Below are 20782 nucleotides of genomic sequence, written 5' to 3' on the forward strand. Positions count from 1 at the left end.
CATCTGTTAGGTACGCTGAGACTATTTAAACTGCCACCTAGAAGAGAAGATAGGCGATACCCAAGAGCGATAAAGCCTAAGCCATCAAAGTACCCACATAAAAAAAGAAATGCCAGTCAGCTTAACTGACTGGCATTGGCCTAACGGCCCTTTGCAAGTTAAATAATAAAGGAATCTAAAGGGAGTTTAGAACTTGTACTCTGCACCTACGTAGTAGTACGCACCGTTAAAACCAAATGGTGCTGAACGACGTGAGTAAGTGAATACACCTGGGCTTGAAACAATTGTGTTGCCGCTAGCGTCAACAATCGTACCCGAGCGTGAATTACCAATGGTGTTCTTATCTGGGTAAACATCAAATAAGTTATTTGCACCAATGTTAAATGACAGGTTTTCGTTAAAGAAGTAGTTAACTTTAACATCAGTTAAGATTTCAGCACCGTATGTTTGACGACCACCATCTTCAACTGTGTATTCGCCGTAACGGTTTAGAGATAGGTTTACAGTCCAATCTTCTAAACGGTAAAGCGCACTTAAGTTAATGCGGTCTTCTGGTTGCCATTCTTCGATAATTGATGTTTCTTGGGCAGAAAACACATCTTCTACTGGAATAGTCTCAAGACCACTGCCTGATGGCGTGAATAAATCAACCACATCAGTTTTAGTGAAGTTAGCAGCAAAGGTGAAATCTAGCGTACCGCCAAGACCTTCTGTGTTCCATGTGGCAACTAAATCAACACCTTCTGTTTCTGTGTCTGCTCCGTTTAAGAAGAACTGACCCGCACCTGCGCCTGAGCTTTCAAGTGCAGCATCTAGCGTATCTGATAAACCTTTACCTAAACGGTTTGAAATAACGATACGGTCGTCGATATCAATCGAGTAGTAGTCAATGGTTAAATTGATATTGTCGGTAACGTTATACACAATACCTAAACTACGGTTTTGTGATTTTTCTTCTTTTAGCTTAGGAATACCAATTGATTGCGCTAAAGTACTGTCGTTTCTGAACGTACCTACTTGCTCAGCCACTAAGCTGCCATCATCACCTACAACAAACTGAGTACTTACGTTATTAAAGTAAAGTTGTTGCATAGAAGGTGCTCTAAAACCAGTGCTTAATGCACCACGTAAAGACACATCTTCAGTGACAGACCAGTTACCCGCTAACTTAAAGTTAACTGTGTCACCAAAACCTTTGTAGTTATCGTAACGTACCGCACCTGAAATAATTACATCATCGATAACATAGGTTTCTGCATCCATATAGAATGAGATTACATCGCGCGACTCATCAACTGATGATGCCGGATCTGAACCACCAAAACCTTGCGTGCCGCTTGCAGCGTCAACACTACCAACCCCGCCATTCAAGCCAGAATAGATGCTCATACCATCAACAGTGTCGTAATCACGGTATGCGTATTCGCTACCTTCAAGAATACGGAACTCATCGGTACGAAGCTCAGCACCTAGTGCTAATGAGAAGTTGTCGTAATCTTTAGTGTAATCAAGGTTTAAAGTTTGCAGTGATAATTCAAGACCATATGCATATGCTGAACGCGGAATAGTGGCACGAATTTCATCAGCCGTTAAACCTTGGTCATAGCGAAGGTAGTTAGCGTAAGAGCCATTGATAGTGTCACTGGTTGTGTAATCAATGCTGTTTTCACCGTAGGTGTACGATAAATCAATGCTTGAGTCATTATCGAACGATTTTTTATAACCAAAGTTATAAGACACATCATCAATGACAGTATTAATTTTTGGTAAGAAACCCATAGGAATGGTTGCATCACCATCTTGTAATACAGGGTTACCATTAGCATTAGCGTTGTGACGGAAAAACGCTGCTGATTCGTTTTCACGATTTGAATAAGTGATAAAGCCATATAGCTCACCACCAGCAAGCTCATAGCCAGTATTAACGGTTAGAGCAAATTGCTGTGAATCTGCATCACCAATTCTAAACGTATCACGAGGTGCTGTTAACTCACGTGGGTCGCCTGCTAATAGCGTACCATCATCAAGTTCAGTACAGCCGTAAAATTGACATGAACCATGAAGACCTGCACGGTTTGTCGGTGCACGGTCACGGTAGTTGATTGTGGTATTTAAATAACCTTCGTCACCTAAAGCAAAACCTTTGTTGAAATCAACAGTCACAGTTTCGCCATCGCCTTCTGAATACTCACCGTAATTAATTGCCGCTTTACCGCCCTCTTCAGCATCTTTTAATACGATATTAATAACACCTGCAATGGCATCTGAACCATATTGCGCAGCAGCACCATCACGTAATACTTCAATACGTTTGATTGCAGCAGCAGGAATAGCATTCATGTCGGTACCCGCCGTACCACGACCTACTGACGTATTAATATGAATAAGGCTCGCTTGGTGACGGCGTTTACCATTGATAAGAACTAAGGTTTGATCTGGCCCTAAGCCACGTAATGTTGCAGGGCGAAGTGCATCAGTACCATCACTGATAGACGAGCTTGAAAAGTTAAAAGACGGTGCAATGGCCTGAAGCATACGGCCTACTTCTGTTTGACCTGTATTCTCGAGTGCTTCGGCACTTAAAATATCAACCGGAACCGGTAAATCTTCAACCGAGCGTCCTGCTACACGGCTACCGACAACGGCAATTTTTTCGATGTTTTGTTCTGCTGATTGATCTTCTGCTAACGCTTGCGTATTGGCGGCAAGCAGTAATGGCACGACTGCAGCGCTGACCCCTGATACTTTGATCATGTTATTATCTATCCTATCTACTTGTTTGAGTTTTATACTCAGCAAGCCTTGTTGATCAACAACCGCATCGAGCTCAGTGCCTTCTAGCATCGCATTCAGTGCATCAAGTTTGGTGTAAAAACCAAATACAGATTGCGCTTGATATTGCTTTGCTAATTCGAAAGAAAAAATGACTGTTTGTTCGGTTTGCTTTGCAAATTCGATTAACGCCAAATCAGCTCGTTGCGCTTTGATGTCAAATTGCAGCATATGTTTTTCAGCCGCTATTGCTACTTGGCCTGCTGTGAGGCCATAAATAACAAAAGTGGCAGGTAACAACGGCAATTGCTTACTGCGCAATTTAAACAAACAAGTGAGGAAGAAAAATCCGCTATGTAAATTTAACTTTTTTTTAATTAATTTTTTGTGACGAGAAGGTGGCGCACAATTAACATCATTACATTGGCGTATTCTCATGGGCAGAACTAACCTTTTGCAGCGATAGTTAAGCTAACACGATGTTCACCTAAACGTTGATGTTCTACACCTAAGTTGGCCTGTAAAGAATCAAGCAAACCTTTAATGTCGCCAGTTTTAAATACACCAGCCACTTTTAATGAGGCAAGTTCTGGATCATTTAATTCAAAACGTGTGGCAGTATAACGACTTACTTCTTGCAGTGCTTCGCCTAAAGACTCGCCATTAAAAATCAGCATTTCTTGTTGCCATGCCAAATCACGTTGTACGTCATCAACCGATAACTGCTTAATTGGCTCAGTTTTACTTTGTTTTATCAGTGCTTTCTCACCAGATACAACAACATTAGCGCGAAGTGCTTTAATATCTGCACTGTTATCTGAGGCATCTTTTAAACGATTAAAGTCGCTAGCATCAACGTGAGTACTCGGATCAGCAATCATCACCTTGCCCTCAGTCACCACTAGCTCTAAGTCTGAAGCGGTATTTCGCTGAACATTAAACACTGTACCAAGTGCAGTAAATGATTTATCACCAGCAATAACCGTAAAAGGACGGCTCGGATCTTTGGCAACATTGAAGCGCCCTTCACCGCGGCTCAAAATCAACTGCCGGCGATCGCCTGAATAGGCAACTTCGAGTTTAGTATTGGTATTAAGCTGAACAATAGTGCTGTCTGGTAACACAAATTCAGCTTGCTCACCCACTTTGGTTCGGTAAATTTTGCTAAATTTGGCGTAATCGTTTTCTTCACTTTGCCAATAGCTTGAATAAATAAGCATGATAGAACCAAGCAGCATTGCCACTAAAAAGCTGGCAGCGGTTGCCATACCAAACACTGCTGGTTGTTTTTGCGGTGCTTTATAAGGAAACAAACTACTTAACTCATTAAGTACACTAATTTCATCCCATAAGGTCGCAAGTTCAAACAATGCCTCTTGATGAGCTGCACTTTGATGAGCCCACAAATGTAATTGGCTTACTTCATCTTTAGATAGGCCACGATCAATTGCACTGATCCATTGACTCGCCTGCTCTTGAATCATGTCTTTTGATGAAAATGGATGAACATTACTCATTTGTTCACCTCTTTTGCAGTGAACTCTGTGGTTGGGGTAAATGCCTGTGGTTGTACGTCGTGTGATTTCATTGCTCGGTGAACATGTAATAAGCCTTTGGCTATATGTTTTTCAACAGTACTTTCGCTAAGACTCATTTTAGCTGCAATTTCCTTTTGGCTTAAGCCATAGACTTTTTTTAAGATAAAACATTTTTTAACCTGAGGGCTTAATTCGTTAGTCACTCGGCAAAAAAACAAAAAACGCTCTTTAGAAGTCACTTCATCTTCAAGTGCCATTGAACGCATGTGATGCTCAACCTGCTGTTGTTCATCTAACGATTCTTTGTATTTATTGTCCCATTTAGCGATATGATTAAGCGCCAAATGCTTAGCCGTTTTCAGCATGTAACTGTGAGTATATTCGATATTTTGCTTAAGATCAGCTTCATAACTTTTTATAAACGTCTCTTGCACAATATCTTCTACATCATCAGGGCTGACGATACGTGATACAAAGCGCCTAAGCTTGCTCGATATCTCGGTAAAAGCGGTGATAACCCCAGTTTGATCTGTCATCCTTAACTCACCTTTATTATATTTTTATTGCTTTAGGGTACGAGATTTCAGTTTAATTACAAGCCATTTGTTAAGTTTTTGTACCTTAGGTAAACAAAGATTTCATAAACTCATAAAAAACCTCTGTTTTGCGCGTCACTAGGCTGTTTTGTGGTTTTAAAAACCACACTGGCGCGTCAGCATCTACGAGGCTATTAGGGAGTATTTCGATTAACCGCCCTTCGGCTAAGTCATCTTTAATTGCAATATAAGATTTAATCGCTATGCCATGGCCTGCAATCGCCGCCTGTGTCATGTTATCTGAGTTAGATACAGTAAAACGCGTTCTCGCATTATAATTAACTATTTGCCCGCCTTCGTTAAATTTAAGCTGTCGCTGCCATGGCAAACACACCCAGTAATGGTCTTTAAGATCAGCCACCGATTTAGGTTGCCCATATTTTTCAATATAACTCGGTGCTGCGCACAAAATACGAGAGTTACTAACAAGCTTACGAGAAAGCAGGTTTGAATCTGCCAACTGACCTACCCGAATAGCCACATCTTGGGCATCATCCACAATATTCACAAATTGATCTGTAATCATAAAATCGAGTTTTAAGTCGGGAAATTGCTGTTCAAAGTGGCCAAGATCAGGCATCACAAATTTCGAAAAGACCCAAGGCGGCATAGTGACTCGTAAAAGCCCTGACACTGCTGAACCCCTTGCGCCAATTTGATGCTCAGCATCATATAAAGCTTCTAAAATGGCACCAGCTCGTTGATAAAACAACTCCCCTGCAGGCGATAAGCGTATTCGCCGACTGTCACGAAACAACAATACAGTACTTAATGCTTTTTCTAACTTACTTAAGCGATGACTTACCGTCGCAGGTGAGAGGCCCTGAGCTTTAGCAGCGGCAACCACACCTTGGTTTTCAACTATGGCAATAAAGGTTTCTAAATCACATAAACTGTACATGGCTTTGATTCAACATTTTCGAATTTAGGTTTCAGTTTTGTATTGTATATATAAAAATTTAAAACTCTATACTTGCTACAAATTGTAAAAAATGATTGGAGTATGTATGTCTTTAAAAACCCAAATCGACGCATTTGAAGTGCAAAAGAAAGCCAATGTCCCAGCTGATATCTTAAATTTGATGGATGTCACGACTGAAAAACTGATTGCAGAACAGTTAAGTAAACATGCTTTAAACGTCGGTGATAAGTTTCCAGCATTTGAATTACCCGACAGCAAGGGCAAACAAATCAGCTCATTAGAATTGCTAGCGAAAGGCCCGCTTGTACTGAGTTTTTACCGTGGTGGTTGGTGCCCGTATTGTAATTTAGAGCTTCGCGCGCTTAACAATATGCAACAAGCATTTGCTGATCAAAATGCACAGTTAGTTGCTGTTTCGCCGCAGTTACCTGATGAATCACTGTCTACTCAACAGCAAAACGAGCTGGCTTATACGGTGCTTTCTGATGTGTCTAACTCTTTGGCTAAAAAGTGTGGCTTGGTATTCACCTTAGATGAACGCTTAATCCCTGTTTACCATCAACTTGGTTTAGATATTCCAAAAGCCAATGGTGACGAAAGCTACGAATTACCACTACCAGCAACCTATGTTATTGATAGCCAAGGAGTGATTCAATTTGCATTTGCTCAAGAAGATTACACACTTAGAGCAGAGCCTTTAGATGTTCTTAACGCTGTTAAGGCACTAAACCATGTTTAAAAAAGCATTTTTTAGTCTAGTTTTATTGGTAACCCTAACTTACTCAGGAGGCACAATGGCAGAGTCTCAACACCAAGCAAAACCAAAAGTAATTGTGTTTGATGTCAACGAAACCTTGCTTGATCTTGAACAAATGCAAAACTCAGTCGCTAAAGCGCTTGATGGCAATACCCAGCTATTACCGCTTTGGTTTTCGACCATGCTGCATCATTCCTTAGTGAGTACGGTGTCGAATGATTATCATGACTTTGGTGAAATTGGCGTTGCTGCACTGATGATGGTGGCAAGTAATAATCAAATTTCGTTAACTAAAGAGCAAGCAAAGCAAGCGATTGTGCCACCGCTTTTATCTTTACCTGCCCATACTGATGTTAAACCAGCGTTGGCGCAATTAAAGCAAGACTATAAACTGGTCAGCTTCACAAATTCGTCAAATAACGGTGTAAAAGCGCAGTTCCAACATGCTGGTTTAACAGATTACTTTACTCACCGTTACAGTGTTGAAGATATTAAAGTGTATAAACCCGATCTGCGCGCTTACAAGTGGTTGCTTGAACAATTAAATGTAGCGCCTCACGAAGCCTTGATGGTTGCGGCGCACGGCTGGGATGTTGCAGGCGCTAAACAAGCGGGTATGCAAACAGCGTTTATCGCAAGGCCCGGTAAAGCGCTTTACCCATTGGCAAAGCAACCAGACTACATTGTTAAAAACCTTGAAGAGTTAGCCTTATTACTGGCTCAAAAGTAAAAAACGATTTAAACCGTTATATCAACGCAAAGCGAAAATGTTTTGCGTTTTTTTGCGCCTAACAAAAAAGTAAACTACAGGGTGTACCTTTCTCTTTTTTGGGTATAAACTAAACGCTAAATGAATATGCATAGTGACGTCTTTCATGCTAATAGACTATTTTTTATGCATACCTACTTAACAATTGGACTGTGGAGTAAACATGCGTCTGCCTTTCGCACCTGCCAAATTATCATTATCTGCGTTGTTATTAGTTTCTGCTCCTTTGCTACTGCAAGGTTGTTCTGAAGCGCCACAGCAACAACAGGGTCAAATGCACCCCGCTGCTGTCGCGACTATGACAATGGAAACACACGATGCCCCTTTCACTATTGAGCTGCCAGCGACGTTGTCTGGTTCAAAAGAAGTTGAAGTTCGTGCCCGTGTTACCGGTATTCTTGAATCACGCAACTTTGAAGAAGGTCAGCGTGTAGAGCAAGGCCAATCACTGTTTACAATTGACCTTGAACCTTATCAACTTGCGGTTGATCGTGCGCAAGCAGCACTTGATGGTGCAAAAGCAGCGCTTGTTCAAGCCGATCGTGACGTTAAACGATTAGCTAAACTACGTGCCGAAAAGTCTGTTTCACAACGTGATTACGATAACGCAAGCTCAGCCAATGATATTGCTAAAACTGATTTAGCCGCTGCAAAAGTTGCCTTAAAAGAAGCGCAACTAAACCTTGAATATGCGCAAGTAAAAGCCCCTGTCGCAGGTGTAATGGGACGTGAGTTTGTTTCTGAAGGAACCTATGTTTCTGGACCAGATTTATTACTGACTCAAATGACTCAGTTCGACCCTATTCGTATTCGCTTTGGCTTATCTGAGCGTGAACAACTGCAAATGCGTCAAGATGTTAAAAATGGCTCACTGACTTTACCTGAGCAAGGCCACTGGAAAACACAAATTAAACTTCAAGACGGCTCTTTATACGGACAAACCGGTGAAGTTAACTTCTCTGATGTGCGTATTAATCCAAACACAGGTACCAGTGAGTTTCAGGCAATTATTCCTAACCCTGATTTTCAACTTCGCCCGGGCCAATTCGTGCGCGTTGAGTTAAGTGGTGCAGTACGCAAAAACGCTTTCATCGTTCCGCAACGTGCAGTACTTGATAACGGCACTGGTAAGTTTGTTTATGTAGTAAGTAAAAACGAGCAAGGTATGGATGTCGCTTTACCTGCCCCTGTTACTGTAGGTGAATGGATCAAAAAACCAGAAAACGAGCAATACCAAAACTTTTGGTTAATTCGCAGTGGTTTAAAAGAAGGCGACCAAGTTATTGTTGATGGCATGGCACGTATTTTCTTCCCGGGTATGCCAGTCAATGTTGGCCAACCTGCCGCTAACCCAAGCCACGCAGAATAAGCACAGGGAGTCTTATGTTTTCTCGTTACTTTATAGACAGACCCATTTTTGCGTTTGTTATATCTATTGTTATTGTGCTTGCCGGCCTTGCTGCGATGCGCAGCTTACCTGTGGCGCAATATCCTGAAATAGCACCACCGGTTGTACAAGTAACCGCAGCCTACCCAGGTGCATCTGCCGATGTACTTGAGCAAACGGTTGCCACACCGATTGAAAATGCCATTACCGGTGTTGAAGGCATGATGTATATGTCTTCAACGTCAACCAGTGCAGGTTCAACCACCATCGAAGTTACTTTTGAAATTGGCACTGATGTTGACCAAGCAGCTGTAAACGTAAACAACCGTGTTAAGCAGGTTGAAGCCCGTTTACCTGAAGAAACACGCCGCCAAGGTGTGGTAGTTCAAAAAGGTTCTTCTAGCTTTTTACAAGTTCATGCCTTCTACTCACCAGATGGAACACGTTCGAGTTTATGGACATCAAACTATGTCACTATGAACGTACTTGACCGTGTTAAACGCATTCCTGGCACTACCAGTGTACAAATTTTTGGTGCCAAAGATTACGCAATGCGCATTTGGTTGCGCCCTGATGTAATGAGCCAATTAGGTGTTACTGTTGAAGAAATTGCAGGGGCAATTCGCGTACAAAACTCACAATATGCGGCAGGTAAAATTGGTGCGACGCCTACTACACAATCTCCACAAGAGCTGGTTTATAGTGTCACTGCACAAGGGCGTTTGTCTGAGCCTGAGCAATTTGAAAATATCATTATTCGTTCAAACACAGACGGTAGTAGCTTACGCTTAAAAGACGTAGCCCGCGTTGAGCTCGGCTCAAAAGACTATAACTTCAAAGGAACGATTAACGGTAAAGAAGCGGTACTGTTAGGTATCTTCTTGCAACCAGGAGCAAATGCTCTTGATGTAGCTGAAGAAGTAAACAGTGTTATTGAAGAAATGAAAAGCCAGTTCCCGACCGGACTTGCACATTTAACGTCATACGATACAACCCGCTTTGTTGAAGTATCAATCCGTGAAGTTGTAAAAACACTACTTGAAGCCATGGTATTGGTATTCTTAGTGGTGTATTTATTCTTACAAAACTGGCGCGCAACGCTTATTCCAACCCTTGCAGTGCCTGTATCACTACTGGGCACATTTGCCGGCATGTATATGCTGGGTTACTCAATTAACTCTCTCACCTTATTCGGTATGGTGCTGTCGATTGGTATTGTTGTTGATGATGCCATCGTGGTACTTGAAAACGTTGAGCGTATCATGCACGAAGAAGGCCTAGGTGCCAGAGACGCCGCCGTTAAAGCGATGGGCGAAGTAAGCGGCCCGGTGGTGGCAATTGTTTTAGTACTTTGTTCAGTGTTTGTGCCAATTGCGTTTTTAGGTGGCTTAACTGGTGAGCTATTCCGCCAGTTCGCTATTACTATTTCAATTGCTGTAAGTTTATCCGGTGTCGTTGCATTAACCATGACGCCAGCGCTTTGTGTACTTATTTTAAAACAAGAACACAAGCAAACTGCCCGCTTCTTCTTATGGTTTAACGACATGTTTACCAAGATCACCAGCCGTTACGTAGGTGCTGTTGGATTTATGGTGCGCCGTGGTCTGTTAGGGCTGATCTTAATGACAGGTATGATTGCAGCAACGATTGGCCTTTGGCAAAACACCCCTGGTTCACTTGTGCCAGATGAAGACCAAGGTTATTACATCTCTGCAATCTTCTTACCTGACGGTTCGTCACTTGAACGCACAGAGCAAGTCACACAGCAAGTTGTTGAGGCCGTGCAATCAAACCCTGCGAACGAAAACGTAGTGGCGTTTACCGGTTTTGACTTTATTGGCGGTGGTTACAAAAACAGCGCTGCAACCTTATTCGTGACACAAAAGCATTGGGATGAGCGTGAAGTTGATACCAAGGCACTGGTGCAAGAGCTCTTCATGAAAACAGCAGGTATTAAAGAGGCGCTCGTTCTTGCCTTTAACCCTCCGGCTATTTTTGGTTTAGGTAACACAGGTGGCTTTGAGTTTTATATTCAAAACAAAGGTGATAGCGACCCAGACAAACTTCAACATGCAATGCAGTTGATGACAGCTGAAGCTCAAAAGAGCCCTATCATCAGTGGTCTGCAAACACTTTGGCGCCCTGATGCACCTCAGCTACGTGTTGATGTTGACCGTGAACAAGCACGTGCAATGGGTGTAGAGATTGATGATGCGTTCACTGCCCTTGCAGGTAACTTAGGTACTTATTACGTTAACGACTTCAATAAATTTGGTCGCGCATGGCAAGTACTAATGTCTGCAGAGGCTGAATTTAGAATGAAGCCTGATGACATTGGCCGTATCTATGTTAAAAACAATCAAGGTACTATGGTGCCGCTTTCAGCCTTTACCACTATCGAGTATAGCCGTGGCCCAGAAAACCTAAATCGTTATAACAACTTACCTGCTGTTAAACTGATGGGTAATGCAGCGCCGGGTTACAGCTCAGGTCAAGCTATTGCTGAAGTTGAACGTATTGCACAAGCAGTATTACCACCTAATATGACCTACGAGTGGACAGGCTCTGCATTCCAAGAGAAACGCAGTTCAGGCACCACTGGGATTGCCTTAGGCCTTGCTGTGATCATGGTATTTTTGATTCTAGCAGCGCTATATGAGCGTTGGTCACTACCACTGTCTGTGATGCTTGCCCTGCCATTTGGTACCTTTGGTGCGCTTATAGCGGTTTGGGTTGTTGGCATGACAAACGATGTGTACTTCCAAATTGGTCTGGTAACACTACTTGGTCTTGCCAGTAAGAACGCGATTCTTATTGTTGAATACGCCTTGATGAAACATCAACAAGGCTGGAGCGCAAGTACGGCTGCACTTGAGGCTGCACGTTTACGTTTTCGACCAATCATTATGACTTCGCTTGCATTCATTTTAGGCGTAGTACCTTTAGTACTTAGCTCTGGCGCAGGTGCAGGTGCCCGTCACAGTGTTGGTACCGGTGTAATGGGCGGTATGATGGCAGCGACATTCCTTGCTGTATTCTTTGTGCCGCTATTCTTCTATTGGTTAACGGCGCGTAAGTTAACTGAAAAACGTTCAAGACAAGAGCTTGCTGATGAAATAGCAGAACATCATCAACAAGAACATGTCAAAACCCAAGAGGGTAACCTGTAAAAAATGAAGGGCAAACAATGAGTTTGCCCTTTTTTTTGATTATTTGATTACTAGCAATTTACTGCTTCGAACGCTAGTATTAAGGAAAGATGTGTGGAGTACAGCATGAATAATCAAAAATTAGCCGAATTTGAACAGTATTTTCAAATCAACGAGAGCAACCGTGTCAATTTATATGCGGTTGAACCAAGTGCTGTGCCAAAAACCAATGCTGAACTCGAAGCGGATATCCCTGCCCTATTTAAACTTGCCAACGAAGTGAACGAACTTGAACAAACAAGCTTAAGACCACTGCGTAATCTGGGTGATGTTGCACAAGAACTCGCGGCCTTTTTACAGGCGCAGTCTCGTAAAATTGATTTAATCATGAGTCACATCTTAGCCTCAGAGCAGCCTGACGATAACGCAAACTATTGCGATAGTTATGGCGGTGGTGGTGTAAAACTTACCTCAGCTGATGTGTATGAATTAGGGCAAACATTTCGTACTAAGTTGTTCTTGCAGCACGAAGCATCTGCCATTTATTGCTATACCGAATTAGTGGCTATTGAAAAATGTGATGATGATAAATACCAATACACATTATTGTTTACTGCCATTCGCGATGCTGACCAAGATTTAGTCGTAAGAGCAGCCCTGCACGCACAAACACGCCAACTTAAAAAACGTCAGCAAGAAAACAATCAGCAAGACAGTTAAAAATCACGCTTTATCGCGCACAAAAAGCTGACATCTATGGCTAAAATGCTAAACTAGCCCCACCTTAGTTTGTTTAATACCTTCATGAAATTTAGACTTTTACCTGAATGGGCTGAGCAAGATGCCGTTATGCTCACTTGGCCTCATCAAGACACAGATTGGGCAGCAAATTTAACCGCTGTTGAGCCTGTGTATGTAGCACTTTGCCAAGCAATAAGCCAACAACAAGATGTTGTGATTGTGGCCCATGATAATGCTCTCAAAGCACATATTGCAGCTTTACTTGCAAATGCAGAGGTTGATGCTAATCGCATTCACTTTGTGGTGACACCGTGTAACGATACTTGGGCACGTGACCATGGCCCATTGACCTGTGCAAATATTGATGACGCAACTCAATTGAAAGTAATGGATTTTATTTTTAATGGTTGGGGCAATAAGTTTGCAAGTGATCTTGATAATCAAATTAATCAAGTACTTGTAAATCAAGTCGCGAGCCCTAAAAATGGTTATCAGCAAAGTGATCTGGTTCTTGAAGGCGGTGGCGTCGAGATCAATGAACACGGCGTGCTACTTACAACCAGCGAGTGCTTATTAAACCCAAATCGTAACCCAGAACTCACAAAGGCAGATATAGAACAAACGCTGGTTGAGCAACTGGGCGCTACGTCGTTTCTTTGGGTTGATCACGGTTACCTTGCAGGTGATGATACCGACAGCCATATTGATACGCTGGTACGTTTTGCCCCGAACAATACGCTTGTTTATGTTAAGTGCGACGATAAAGATGATGAGCACTTTGCAGCCCTTGATGCAATGGAAAAGCAACTGCAATCATTTAAAACAGCAGAGGGTGAAAACTACACGCTGATTGCCTTACCTTGGCCAAAAGCTGTGTTCGATGAAGATGGTGACAGATTACCTGCCACATACGCTAATTATTTAATTATCAATAAAACCGTTTTAGTGCCAATTTATGGTGACGAAAACGACCAACTGGCGCTTGGTCAGGTTGCCAAAGCATACCCAGATCACACTGTTGTGGGTATTAATTGTGTGCCAATTATTCACCAATTTGGCAGCTTACACTGTATTACAATGCAATTACCGCGCGGCTTTTTAGCAGGAACAAACAATGACTAAACCAACGCATTTAAAGGTTGCTCTTGTTCAGCAATCAAACACCGATAATGGCCAAGACAATATGGCAAAATCAATTGCTGGTATTCGGGATGCAGCAAGCCAAGGCGCTAAGCTTATTGTTCTTCAAGAGCTACACCGTAGCTTGTATTTTTGCCAAACCGAAGATGTAGACGTTTTTGATTTAGCAGAAACAATCCCGGGTCCAAGCACAGACACCTTAGGTGCACTTGCCAAAGAACTCAATGTGGTGATCGTGTCATCATTATTCGAAAAGCGCGCTACAGGGCTTTATCACAATACTGCTGTGGTACTTGAAACTGACGGCAGCATTGCCGGTAAATACCGTAAAATGCATATTCCTGATGACCCAGGTTTTTACGAGAAGTTTTATTTCACACCGGGTGATTTAGGTTTTGAGCCTATTCAAACCTCTGTTGGTAAACTAGGCGTATTAGTGTGTTGGGATCAGTGGTTCCCAGAGGCTGCACGCTTAATGGCAATGGCCGGTGCTGAAATTTTAATTTACCCAACAGCCATTGGCTGGGACCCGCGCGATGAAGAAGACGAGCAAACACGTCAAAAAGACGCCTGGGTTATTTCGCAACGCGCTCATGCAGTAGCCAACGGCGTACCGGTGATCAGCTGTAACCGTGTTGGTCACGAAAGTGATCCAAGCGGTCAAAGTGAAGGTATTCAGTTCTGGGGTAACTCGTTTATCGCGGGCCCTCAAGGTGAAATCTTAGCCGAAGCAAACAACAGCGATGAGCAATTATTAGTTGTTGAATTAGACCAAGCGCGTAGTGAAAACATACGTCGAATTTGGCCTTACCTTCGTGATCGTCGTATCGATCACTATCAGGACTTAACCAAGATTTATCGAGACTAAGCAGTAAAAACAGTTTAAAGGAGTAGTAAATGGCGTTTGCGCAATGGGCAGCATTGCCTTGGGTAAAATCTGAAAAAGATAAGATTCAATGGGGACAACTTACCGGTAGCGGGCTTAGCATCGCCATCGCAGAAGGTGTAAAGCAACACAACGATCTGGTTGTGATTGTCACCCCAGATACACCAAGCGCCCTACGCCTTGAAACTGAACTCGAATTTCTGTTGCCTGAAAACCCAGTCATGGTCTTCCCTGACTGGGAAACACTCCCTTATGATCATTTTTCGCCGCATCAAGATATTATTTCGGCGCGCTTAGCCACGTTAAATACCTTAAAAAAAGAACAACAAAGCGTATTAATCGTGCCAGTGTCGACCTTGATGCTACGTACTGCCCCTGCTTCGTTTATTTATGGTTCAACCCTTAACTTTAAAGTGGGCGATACCCTAGATACCCACACACTGCGTGAAAACTTAGAACAAGCGGGCTATTTACATGTACAACAAGTGATGGAGCACGGTGAATACGCGATTCGCGGCTCTATCGTTGACTTATACCCTATGGGTAGCCCACACCCATTCCGTTTAGACTTTTTTGATGATGAGCTCGACAGCATTCGCTTATTTGATGTTGAAAGCCAGCGCTCAGATGAAAAGGTCGACAAAATTGAGCTACTGCCAGCTCACGAGTTTCCAACTAACGACTCAGACATTGAGCGTTTTCGTATCAACTATCGTGAACAATTTGGCGCAAGCTCTGAACAAGACTCAATTTATATGCAGGTGACTAAAGGAACCTGGCCTGCCGGTATCGAATATTACATGCCACTGTTTTTTGATGAATTGGCAACCATCTTCGATTACCTACCAAGCAATACAACCTTTATGCATTTTGGCGATATTGAACATGCTGCTGATCAGTTTTGGCATGATGTGAATGTACGCTATGAAAACCGCCGTGTTGATCCGCTCAGGCCTTTACTTGAACCTGTAAAGCTGTATCAAAGCGTGAATGAGCTATTTGGTGAATTTGGTAAATATGCACGTATTCGTTTATCGCAAGCAAAATTAGGTACCAAAGCGGGTCACACCAACCTTGCTAGTAAAGAGCTGCCAAATGTTCGTATTGATCATAAGTTACATGAACCGTACCAAGGTTTAATTGACTATGTTGCCAGTGAGAAGAAACAAAAAGGCCGCGTGCTGCTCTCGGTTGAATCGGATGGCCGCCGCGAATCATTACTCACTTTATTAAAGCCAAGTGGTTTAAAGCTTAGAGAGTTTGAATCGTTTAGCGATTTTACCAATAGTTCAAGTGATGTTGGCCTAATTGTTTCGCCACTTGAGCAAAGTGTGGTGCTAGACGGTAAGCCGCGTTTAACTATTATCACAGAGCAAGAATTATTAGGCATTAAGGTCTCGCAGCGTCGACGCCGTAAACATAAATACGAAGCCAGCCAAGATGCGCTTATTCGTAACCTTGCTGAGCTACGTGAAGGCCAGCCGATTGTGCACCTTGATCATGGTGTAGGCCGCTATCAAGGCCTTGAAACCATTGATGCAGCCGGTGTGATCACTGAATTTGTTACGATCATCTACGCTAACGAGGCAAAACTATACGTGCCTGTTTCTGCGTTACATATGCTGAGCCGCTATTCAGGTGGCGAAGAAGCCTCTGCCCCGCTCCATAAATTAGGCTCTGATGCGTGGGAAAAAGCCAAGAAACGTGCCGCCGAAAAAGTTCGTGATGTGGCTGCTGAACTCTTAGATATTTACGCTAAACGCCAAGCAAAGCCTGGCAATAAATTTAAGCTTGATGGCAGTGCTTATCGTCAGTTTAGCGACAGCTTCCCATTTGAAGAAACTGACGATCAACGCAACGCCATTGAGTCTGTGCTCGGTGATATGCAAAGTAAGCAAGCGATGGACCGTTTAGTGTGTGGTGACGTTGGCTTTGGTAAAACCGAAGTGGCAATGCGCGCAGCCTTTGTTGCTGTTAACGATAACAAGCAAGTTGCGGTACTGGTACCAACCACACTGCTTGCACAGCAGCATTATGAAAACTTTAAAGACCGTTTTGCCGATTTACCAATTGAGGTGGGTGTTTTATCGCGCTTTAACTCAACCAAAGAGCAAAAAGACACCCTAGATAAAATGGCTGAGGGTAAATTAGATATCGTAATTGGTACTCACAAGCTTATTCAACAAGATATTCATTTTAAAGATTTAGGCTTATTGATTGTTGATGAAGAGCACCGTTTTGGGGTGCGTCAAAAAGAAAAAATAAAAGCATTACGTGCCGATGTCGATATTTTAACGCTCACAGCAACCCCTATCCCACGTACATTAAACATGGCAATGAGCGGTATGCGTGACCTGTCAATTATTGCTACACCGCCTGCAAAACGTTTAGCGGTTAAAACCTTTGTTAGACAAAGAGATGCTGAACTAATTCGCGAAGCAATTCTGCGTGAGATTAAACGCGGTGGTCAGGTGTACTTCTTACATAATAATGTTGAAACCATAGACCGAGTTGCTGAAGAAATCAGTGAGTGGGTACCTGAAGCCAGCGTAACAACCGCACATGGTCAAATGCGAGAGCGCGAGCTTGAGCAAATTATGAGTGATTTTTATCACCAAAAATATAACGTGATTGTGTGTACCACTATTATCGAAACCGGTATCGATGTGCCCACTGCCAACACCATTATTATGGATAGAGCAGATAAGCTGGGTCTGGCACAACTGCATCAGTTACGTGGTCGTGTTGGCCGTAGCCATCACCAAGCGTATGCCTACCTACTGACTGGTAACCCTAAATCACTTAGTAAAGATGCGGTTAAACGCCTTGAAGCGATAGAGTCACTGGAAGACCTTGGTGCAGGCTTTGCGCTCGCAACTCATGATTTAGAAATTCGTGGTGCCGGTGAGCTGCTTGGTGATGATCAATCAGGTCAAATGCAAACCATAGGTTTTAGTTTGTATATGGAAATGCTTGAGCAAGCGGTTAACTCCCTCAAAGAAGGTAAAGAGCCAACCCTTGAGAACTTGCTCGGTCAACAAACCGAAGTGGACTTAAAGCTGCCAGCGTTATTACCTGATGATTATATTCATGATGTAAACGTACGTTTAGGTATCTATAAACGCATTGCAAGCTGTGCTAACCTCAATGATATGGACGAGTTACAGGTAGAGCTGATTGACCGTTTTGGTCTACTGCCTGACGCCACGAAAAACTTATTCAGTTTGCAACAATTAAAACTGCAAGCAAGTAATATTGGTATTAAGAAGATTGAAGCAAACCCGAAAGGCGGTTATTTTGAGTTTAGCCAGCATACAAAGGTTAACCCTAGCTTCATTATAGGTTTGATACAAAGTGCACCGCAGGTGTATAAAATGGATGGCGCAAATAAACTGCGCTTTGCAATTAGCGAAGCCAACGCTCGCGAACGCTTAAAAATGGTCACTGCAATGATTGCAGATTTCGAAAAAAAGGTTAGCCATTAATGTTGTTTAGAAATAGTTTACTACTGCTTTGTTGCTTATTTACAAGCTCGTCATTTGCAGCACGTTGGTTCGAAATAGAAGTTCTTATTTATAAACAGCGCCCAGCCCCCTACTTACAGGAAGATTTCAGCCTAAAACACGATGAAATAAAGGCTAAGCGTAGCAAAGATCTATTATCTCCTGCATACACAGCACAAGCGAAACAGGCTTGTATTGAAGGCGATAGCCGCTTTCGCAGTGATTCTTTCACGGATTCTTTAGTCAATAGCAATCCTCACTCAAACGTGTGTGATGACAGTGTTGATTTTTTAGCTAGCTATAGTCAACTGCCTGTGACCCCCGTTGTTGAACCCCGTGAAGACACTGACGAAATTTATTTAATGGCGCCAGAGCAATTACAGTTTGTTGAACAAAAAAATCAGCTTGATAGAAAAGGCTTAACCCCAATTTTACACACGGGCTGGCGTTTTCCTGAAATGAGTGAAAAAAGAGCACCTAGCATCCGCCTCTTTGCCGGCGATCACTTAGCAAAACACGCAAGTCCAGTAGAAGAAAACAATGATTTTATTAGTTTAGTCGGCCCTACTGAGCGCTACATTCCCGATCAGGTGAAAAATGTGCCTGAATGGGAATTAGACGGTTTAATGAAGATTTATGTTCGTCACTACCTATTTATAAACGCAGATTTTGATATTAGTCAGCGCTTAGAAACAGGTGATTACGAAAAAGCTCGTTTTTCACAATTTAAACGTGTGATTAGTAACGAGATACATTATTTTGATCACCCACGTATGGGGATGATCGTACAAATAAGACGCTACAACCATTAATGGATACAATTATGAAAAAATATATGGCAATTGCAGCAGCGGCTGCGGCACTTACTTTAGCTGGTTGCTCAAAAGTAAATTTAGAGAACTACGAAAAAATTGAAATTGGTATGGATAAAACTGAGGTTGAAGCTATTTTAGGTTCAGCTGATAAGTGTGAAGAAAAGACACTACACACTAACTGTATCTGGGGTAACAAAGATAAAAACATCGAAATTACGCTAGTATCAGACAAAGTGTCGCTTTACAGCAAAACAGGTTTAGACGCTAAATAAACCGAAATGGGTGGCCAAGGCCACCCTTTCATCTTTCATCTTTCATCTTTCATCTTTCATCTTTCATCTTTCATCTTTCATCTTTCATCTTTCATCTTTCAGAATGTCAGTTTGTGAGTAAATACGCTCAATATTAACAATTTTGCTGCGATTTAACGTAATCTTGTAGCGCTGATACAAAGTTTCATCTTCGCTTTGTGTAAACACTAATACCACATTTAACTGATAACGCCTCTCTACGGCTTTCTTAGAGATTTTATTGCTATCTAGATGATAGAGCTTACCTTCACCCCGCTTTAAATAACGAGCAAACGGTGCCAAGCTAAATTGCATGGTTTGTTGCAAGGTATCGTAGCCAGGTAAAAACTCTTTAGCGTTAACTTGTGTTTCGCTTGCAAAATGCAGCCACTGAGCAGCCTGTTTATTTTGATGACGTCGCTTCGAAAAAATTCTTCTTACCGCTTTAGGCAGGCGTTTAAAACTGGTGTATTCAAGCCAAATGTATTGGCTGGCAATTTTGTCTTTAGTAATGCTATTTTTAAATTGAAAGCGCCATTTAGGTCGCCCTCGTACGATAGCTCGCCAGATCACCCGTGTTATGTCTTCTTTAAATATTTCACGAAGACCATAAATAACACCCAAGATCAAAATCAACGTCGCTGTTACTTCGGTAAAGTTTGAACGAGCATTTAACACAACCAACATCACAAAGGCCATGATCACAGCGGTCACCGTGCCCTTTACCATACGTTTTAAATAACTGTTTAAGTGACGCGTGCTACGTGTAAGCACCACTCCATGCTCAATCAAACGTTGTAATAGGCGCATTTTGTTGGTGATACGGTTGGCATCTTCAAGTGTTGATTGCGAGTTATATTCTTGCTCTTCACGGTAACTGTTTTCATTTTTGCAAAACTCTAATAGCTCACTGCGCTCTTTTGCAAAATCACTACTGCGCGGCCCTTCATCAAGTAGTTTTAAAAATGACTGCTCTACATGCCAGCTTAAGTAGTTATCAGCGTTTTTATAAAATGGCAGTAGCTTTTCGTCATCTGGGGTGTAGCGTCTTAGTTTTTTTAACAAACCTTTGGTTTGCTCGCACAACTCAATGGCTGCAGGGTAAAACTCTTCAGCTTCTTGGTGCTTTAGGGTGTCTTTAATATCGGCATTCAGCGCGAGTCGAACTTGATAACAATATAGGTTTAAGTTTTGCCGATAATCTTGCTGTTCACCTTTGTTTTTACTAACAAAGCGGCTTCTAACTAAAGGTAAGTGAATGTTGTTAGCGTTATACGCAAGGTGCGATTTAAAATTGTTGTTAAAGAAAGATTCTTCGCTAAGTGTTTGTGGATTAACACTCATTTCATTCGGAATGGAGAAATACAGGTCGAGTCGTTGCTCTGTGCGTGGTTTAAGCTCAGGCTCAATAATAAAAGATAAGTTTTCGTCTTGTTTAAGCAATATCACCTCGTTTGTTAAAAGTACCTCTATAGTTTACGCGTTGATAGGCTTTCAGACAATAAAAAAGGCCCAGT

At 42.4% G+C, this 20782-nt stretch carries 15 protein-coding genes; 10 read left to right on the forward strand and 5 right to left on the reverse strand.

The annotated features are described in order from the left end of the window. Positions 1-186: 186 nt before the first annotated feature. From WA256_RS12260 to WA256_RS12275, 4 genes are all read right to left on the reverse strand, one after another. Positions 187-3210, reverse strand: coding sequence for a TonB-dependent receptor plug domain-containing protein (locus WA256_RS12260; protein ID WP_335991815.1), 3024 nt, complete (start codon positions 3208-3210; stop codon positions 187-189). 8 nt (positions 3211-3218) lie between these two features. Beyond that, positions 3219-4289 carry a FecR family protein gene (locus WA256_RS12265; RefSeq protein WP_335991818.1) on the reverse strand — a complete coding sequence of 357 codons (1071 nt, stop codon included), beginning with the start codon at positions 4287-4289 and terminating at the stop codon, positions 3219-3221. Continuing rightward, the gene (locus WA256_RS12270; protein ID WP_055021034.1) at positions 4286-4846 is read right to left on the reverse strand and encodes an RNA polymerase sigma factor; all 561 of its coding nucleotides are present in this window, start codon (positions 4844-4846) and stop codon (positions 4286-4288) included. The genes WA256_RS12265 and WA256_RS12270 overlap by 4 nt, the downstream gene beginning before the upstream one ends. Positions 4847-4931: 85 nt before the next feature. Continuing rightward, positions 4932-5807, reverse strand: a complete 876-nt coding sequence (locus WA256_RS12275) for a LysR family transcriptional regulator (protein ID WP_138519618.1) — start codon at positions 5805-5807, stop codon at positions 4932-4934. 106 nt (positions 5808-5913) lie between these two features. On the opposite strand from WA256_RS12275, the gene WA256_RS12280 reads away from it, so the two are divergent. The 10 genes from WA256_RS12280 to WA256_RS12325 all read left to right on the forward strand — a co-directional run bounded on the left by WA256_RS12280 (position 5914) and on the right by WA256_RS12325 (position 19247). Continuing rightward, positions 5914-6567: a peroxiredoxin-like family protein gene (locus tag WA256_RS12280; protein ID WP_335991825.1), complete on the forward strand. Its 654-nt coding sequence runs from the start codon at positions 5914-5916 to the stop codon at positions 6565-6567. A gap of 55 nt (positions 6568-6622) precedes the next feature. Further along, complete coding sequence (locus WA256_RS12285) at positions 6623-7315, forward strand: haloacid dehalogenase type II (protein ID WP_335991828.1); 693 nt, start codon at positions 6623-6625, stop codon at positions 7313-7315. A 202-nt stretch (positions 7316-7517) separates the two neighbouring features. Next, entirely contained in the window at positions 7518-8723 is a 1206-nt protein-coding gene (locus WA256_RS12290) for an efflux RND transporter periplasmic adaptor subunit (RefSeq protein WP_054561341.1), read from the forward strand. 14 nt (positions 8724-8737) lie between these two features. After that, positions 8738-11911: an efflux RND transporter permease subunit gene (locus WA256_RS12295; protein ID WP_335991832.1), complete on the forward strand. Its 3174-nt coding sequence runs from the start codon at positions 8738-8740 to the stop codon at positions 11909-11911. Positions 11912-12016: 105 nt separating this feature from the next. Beyond that, positions 12017-12610: a PilZ domain-containing protein gene (locus WA256_RS12300; protein WP_058584935.1), complete on the forward strand. Its 594-nt coding sequence runs from the start codon at positions 12017-12019 to the stop codon at positions 12608-12610. An 84-nt stretch (positions 12611-12694) separates the two neighbouring features. After that, the gene (locus WA256_RS12305; protein WP_269407755.1) at positions 12695-13753 is read left to right on the forward strand and encodes an agmatine deiminase family protein; all 1059 of its coding nucleotides are present in this window, start codon (positions 12695-12697) and stop codon (positions 13751-13753) included. Beyond that, the gene (locus WA256_RS12310) at positions 13746-14639 is read left to right on the forward strand and encodes a carbon-nitrogen hydrolase (RefSeq protein WP_062565231.1); all 894 of its coding nucleotides are present in this window, start codon (positions 13746-13748) and stop codon (positions 14637-14639) included. Before WA256_RS12305 ends, WA256_RS12310 begins: the two co-directional genes overlap by 8 nt. Before the next feature lie 29 nt (positions 14640-14668). Beyond that, positions 14669-18142, forward strand: coding sequence for a transcription-repair coupling factor (gene mfd, locus WA256_RS12315; RefSeq protein WP_335991837.1), 3474 nt, complete (start codon positions 14669-14671; stop codon positions 18140-18142). Continuing rightward, positions 18142-18972 carry a peptidoglycan binding protein CsiV gene (locus tag WA256_RS12320; protein WP_335991840.1) on the forward strand — a complete coding sequence of 277 codons (831 nt, stop codon included), beginning with the start codon at positions 18142-18144 and terminating at the stop codon, positions 18970-18972. The genes mfd and WA256_RS12320 overlap by 1 nt, the downstream gene beginning before the upstream one ends. Positions 18973-18983: 11 nt before the next feature. Beyond that, a complete protein-coding gene (locus WA256_RS12325; protein WP_055198739.1) occupies positions 18984-19247 on the forward strand; it encodes a hypothetical protein in 264 nt (87 codons plus the stop codon). A gap of 84 nt (positions 19248-19331) precedes the next feature. Here the strand turns inward: WA256_RS12325 and WA256_RS12330 are convergent, their stop codons facing one another. Next, a complete protein-coding gene (locus tag WA256_RS12330; protein ID WP_138519623.1) occupies positions 19332-20708 on the reverse strand; it encodes a hypothetical protein in 1377 nt (458 codons plus the stop codon). Positions 20709-20782: the final 74 nt, after the last annotated feature.

Origin of the sequence: Pseudoalteromonas sp. CH_XMU1449-3, assembly GCF_037027245.1 — a bacterium.
Lineage (GTDB): Bacteria > Pseudomonadota > Gammaproteobacteria > Enterobacterales > Alteromonadaceae > Pseudoalteromonas > Pseudoalteromonas shioyasakiensis.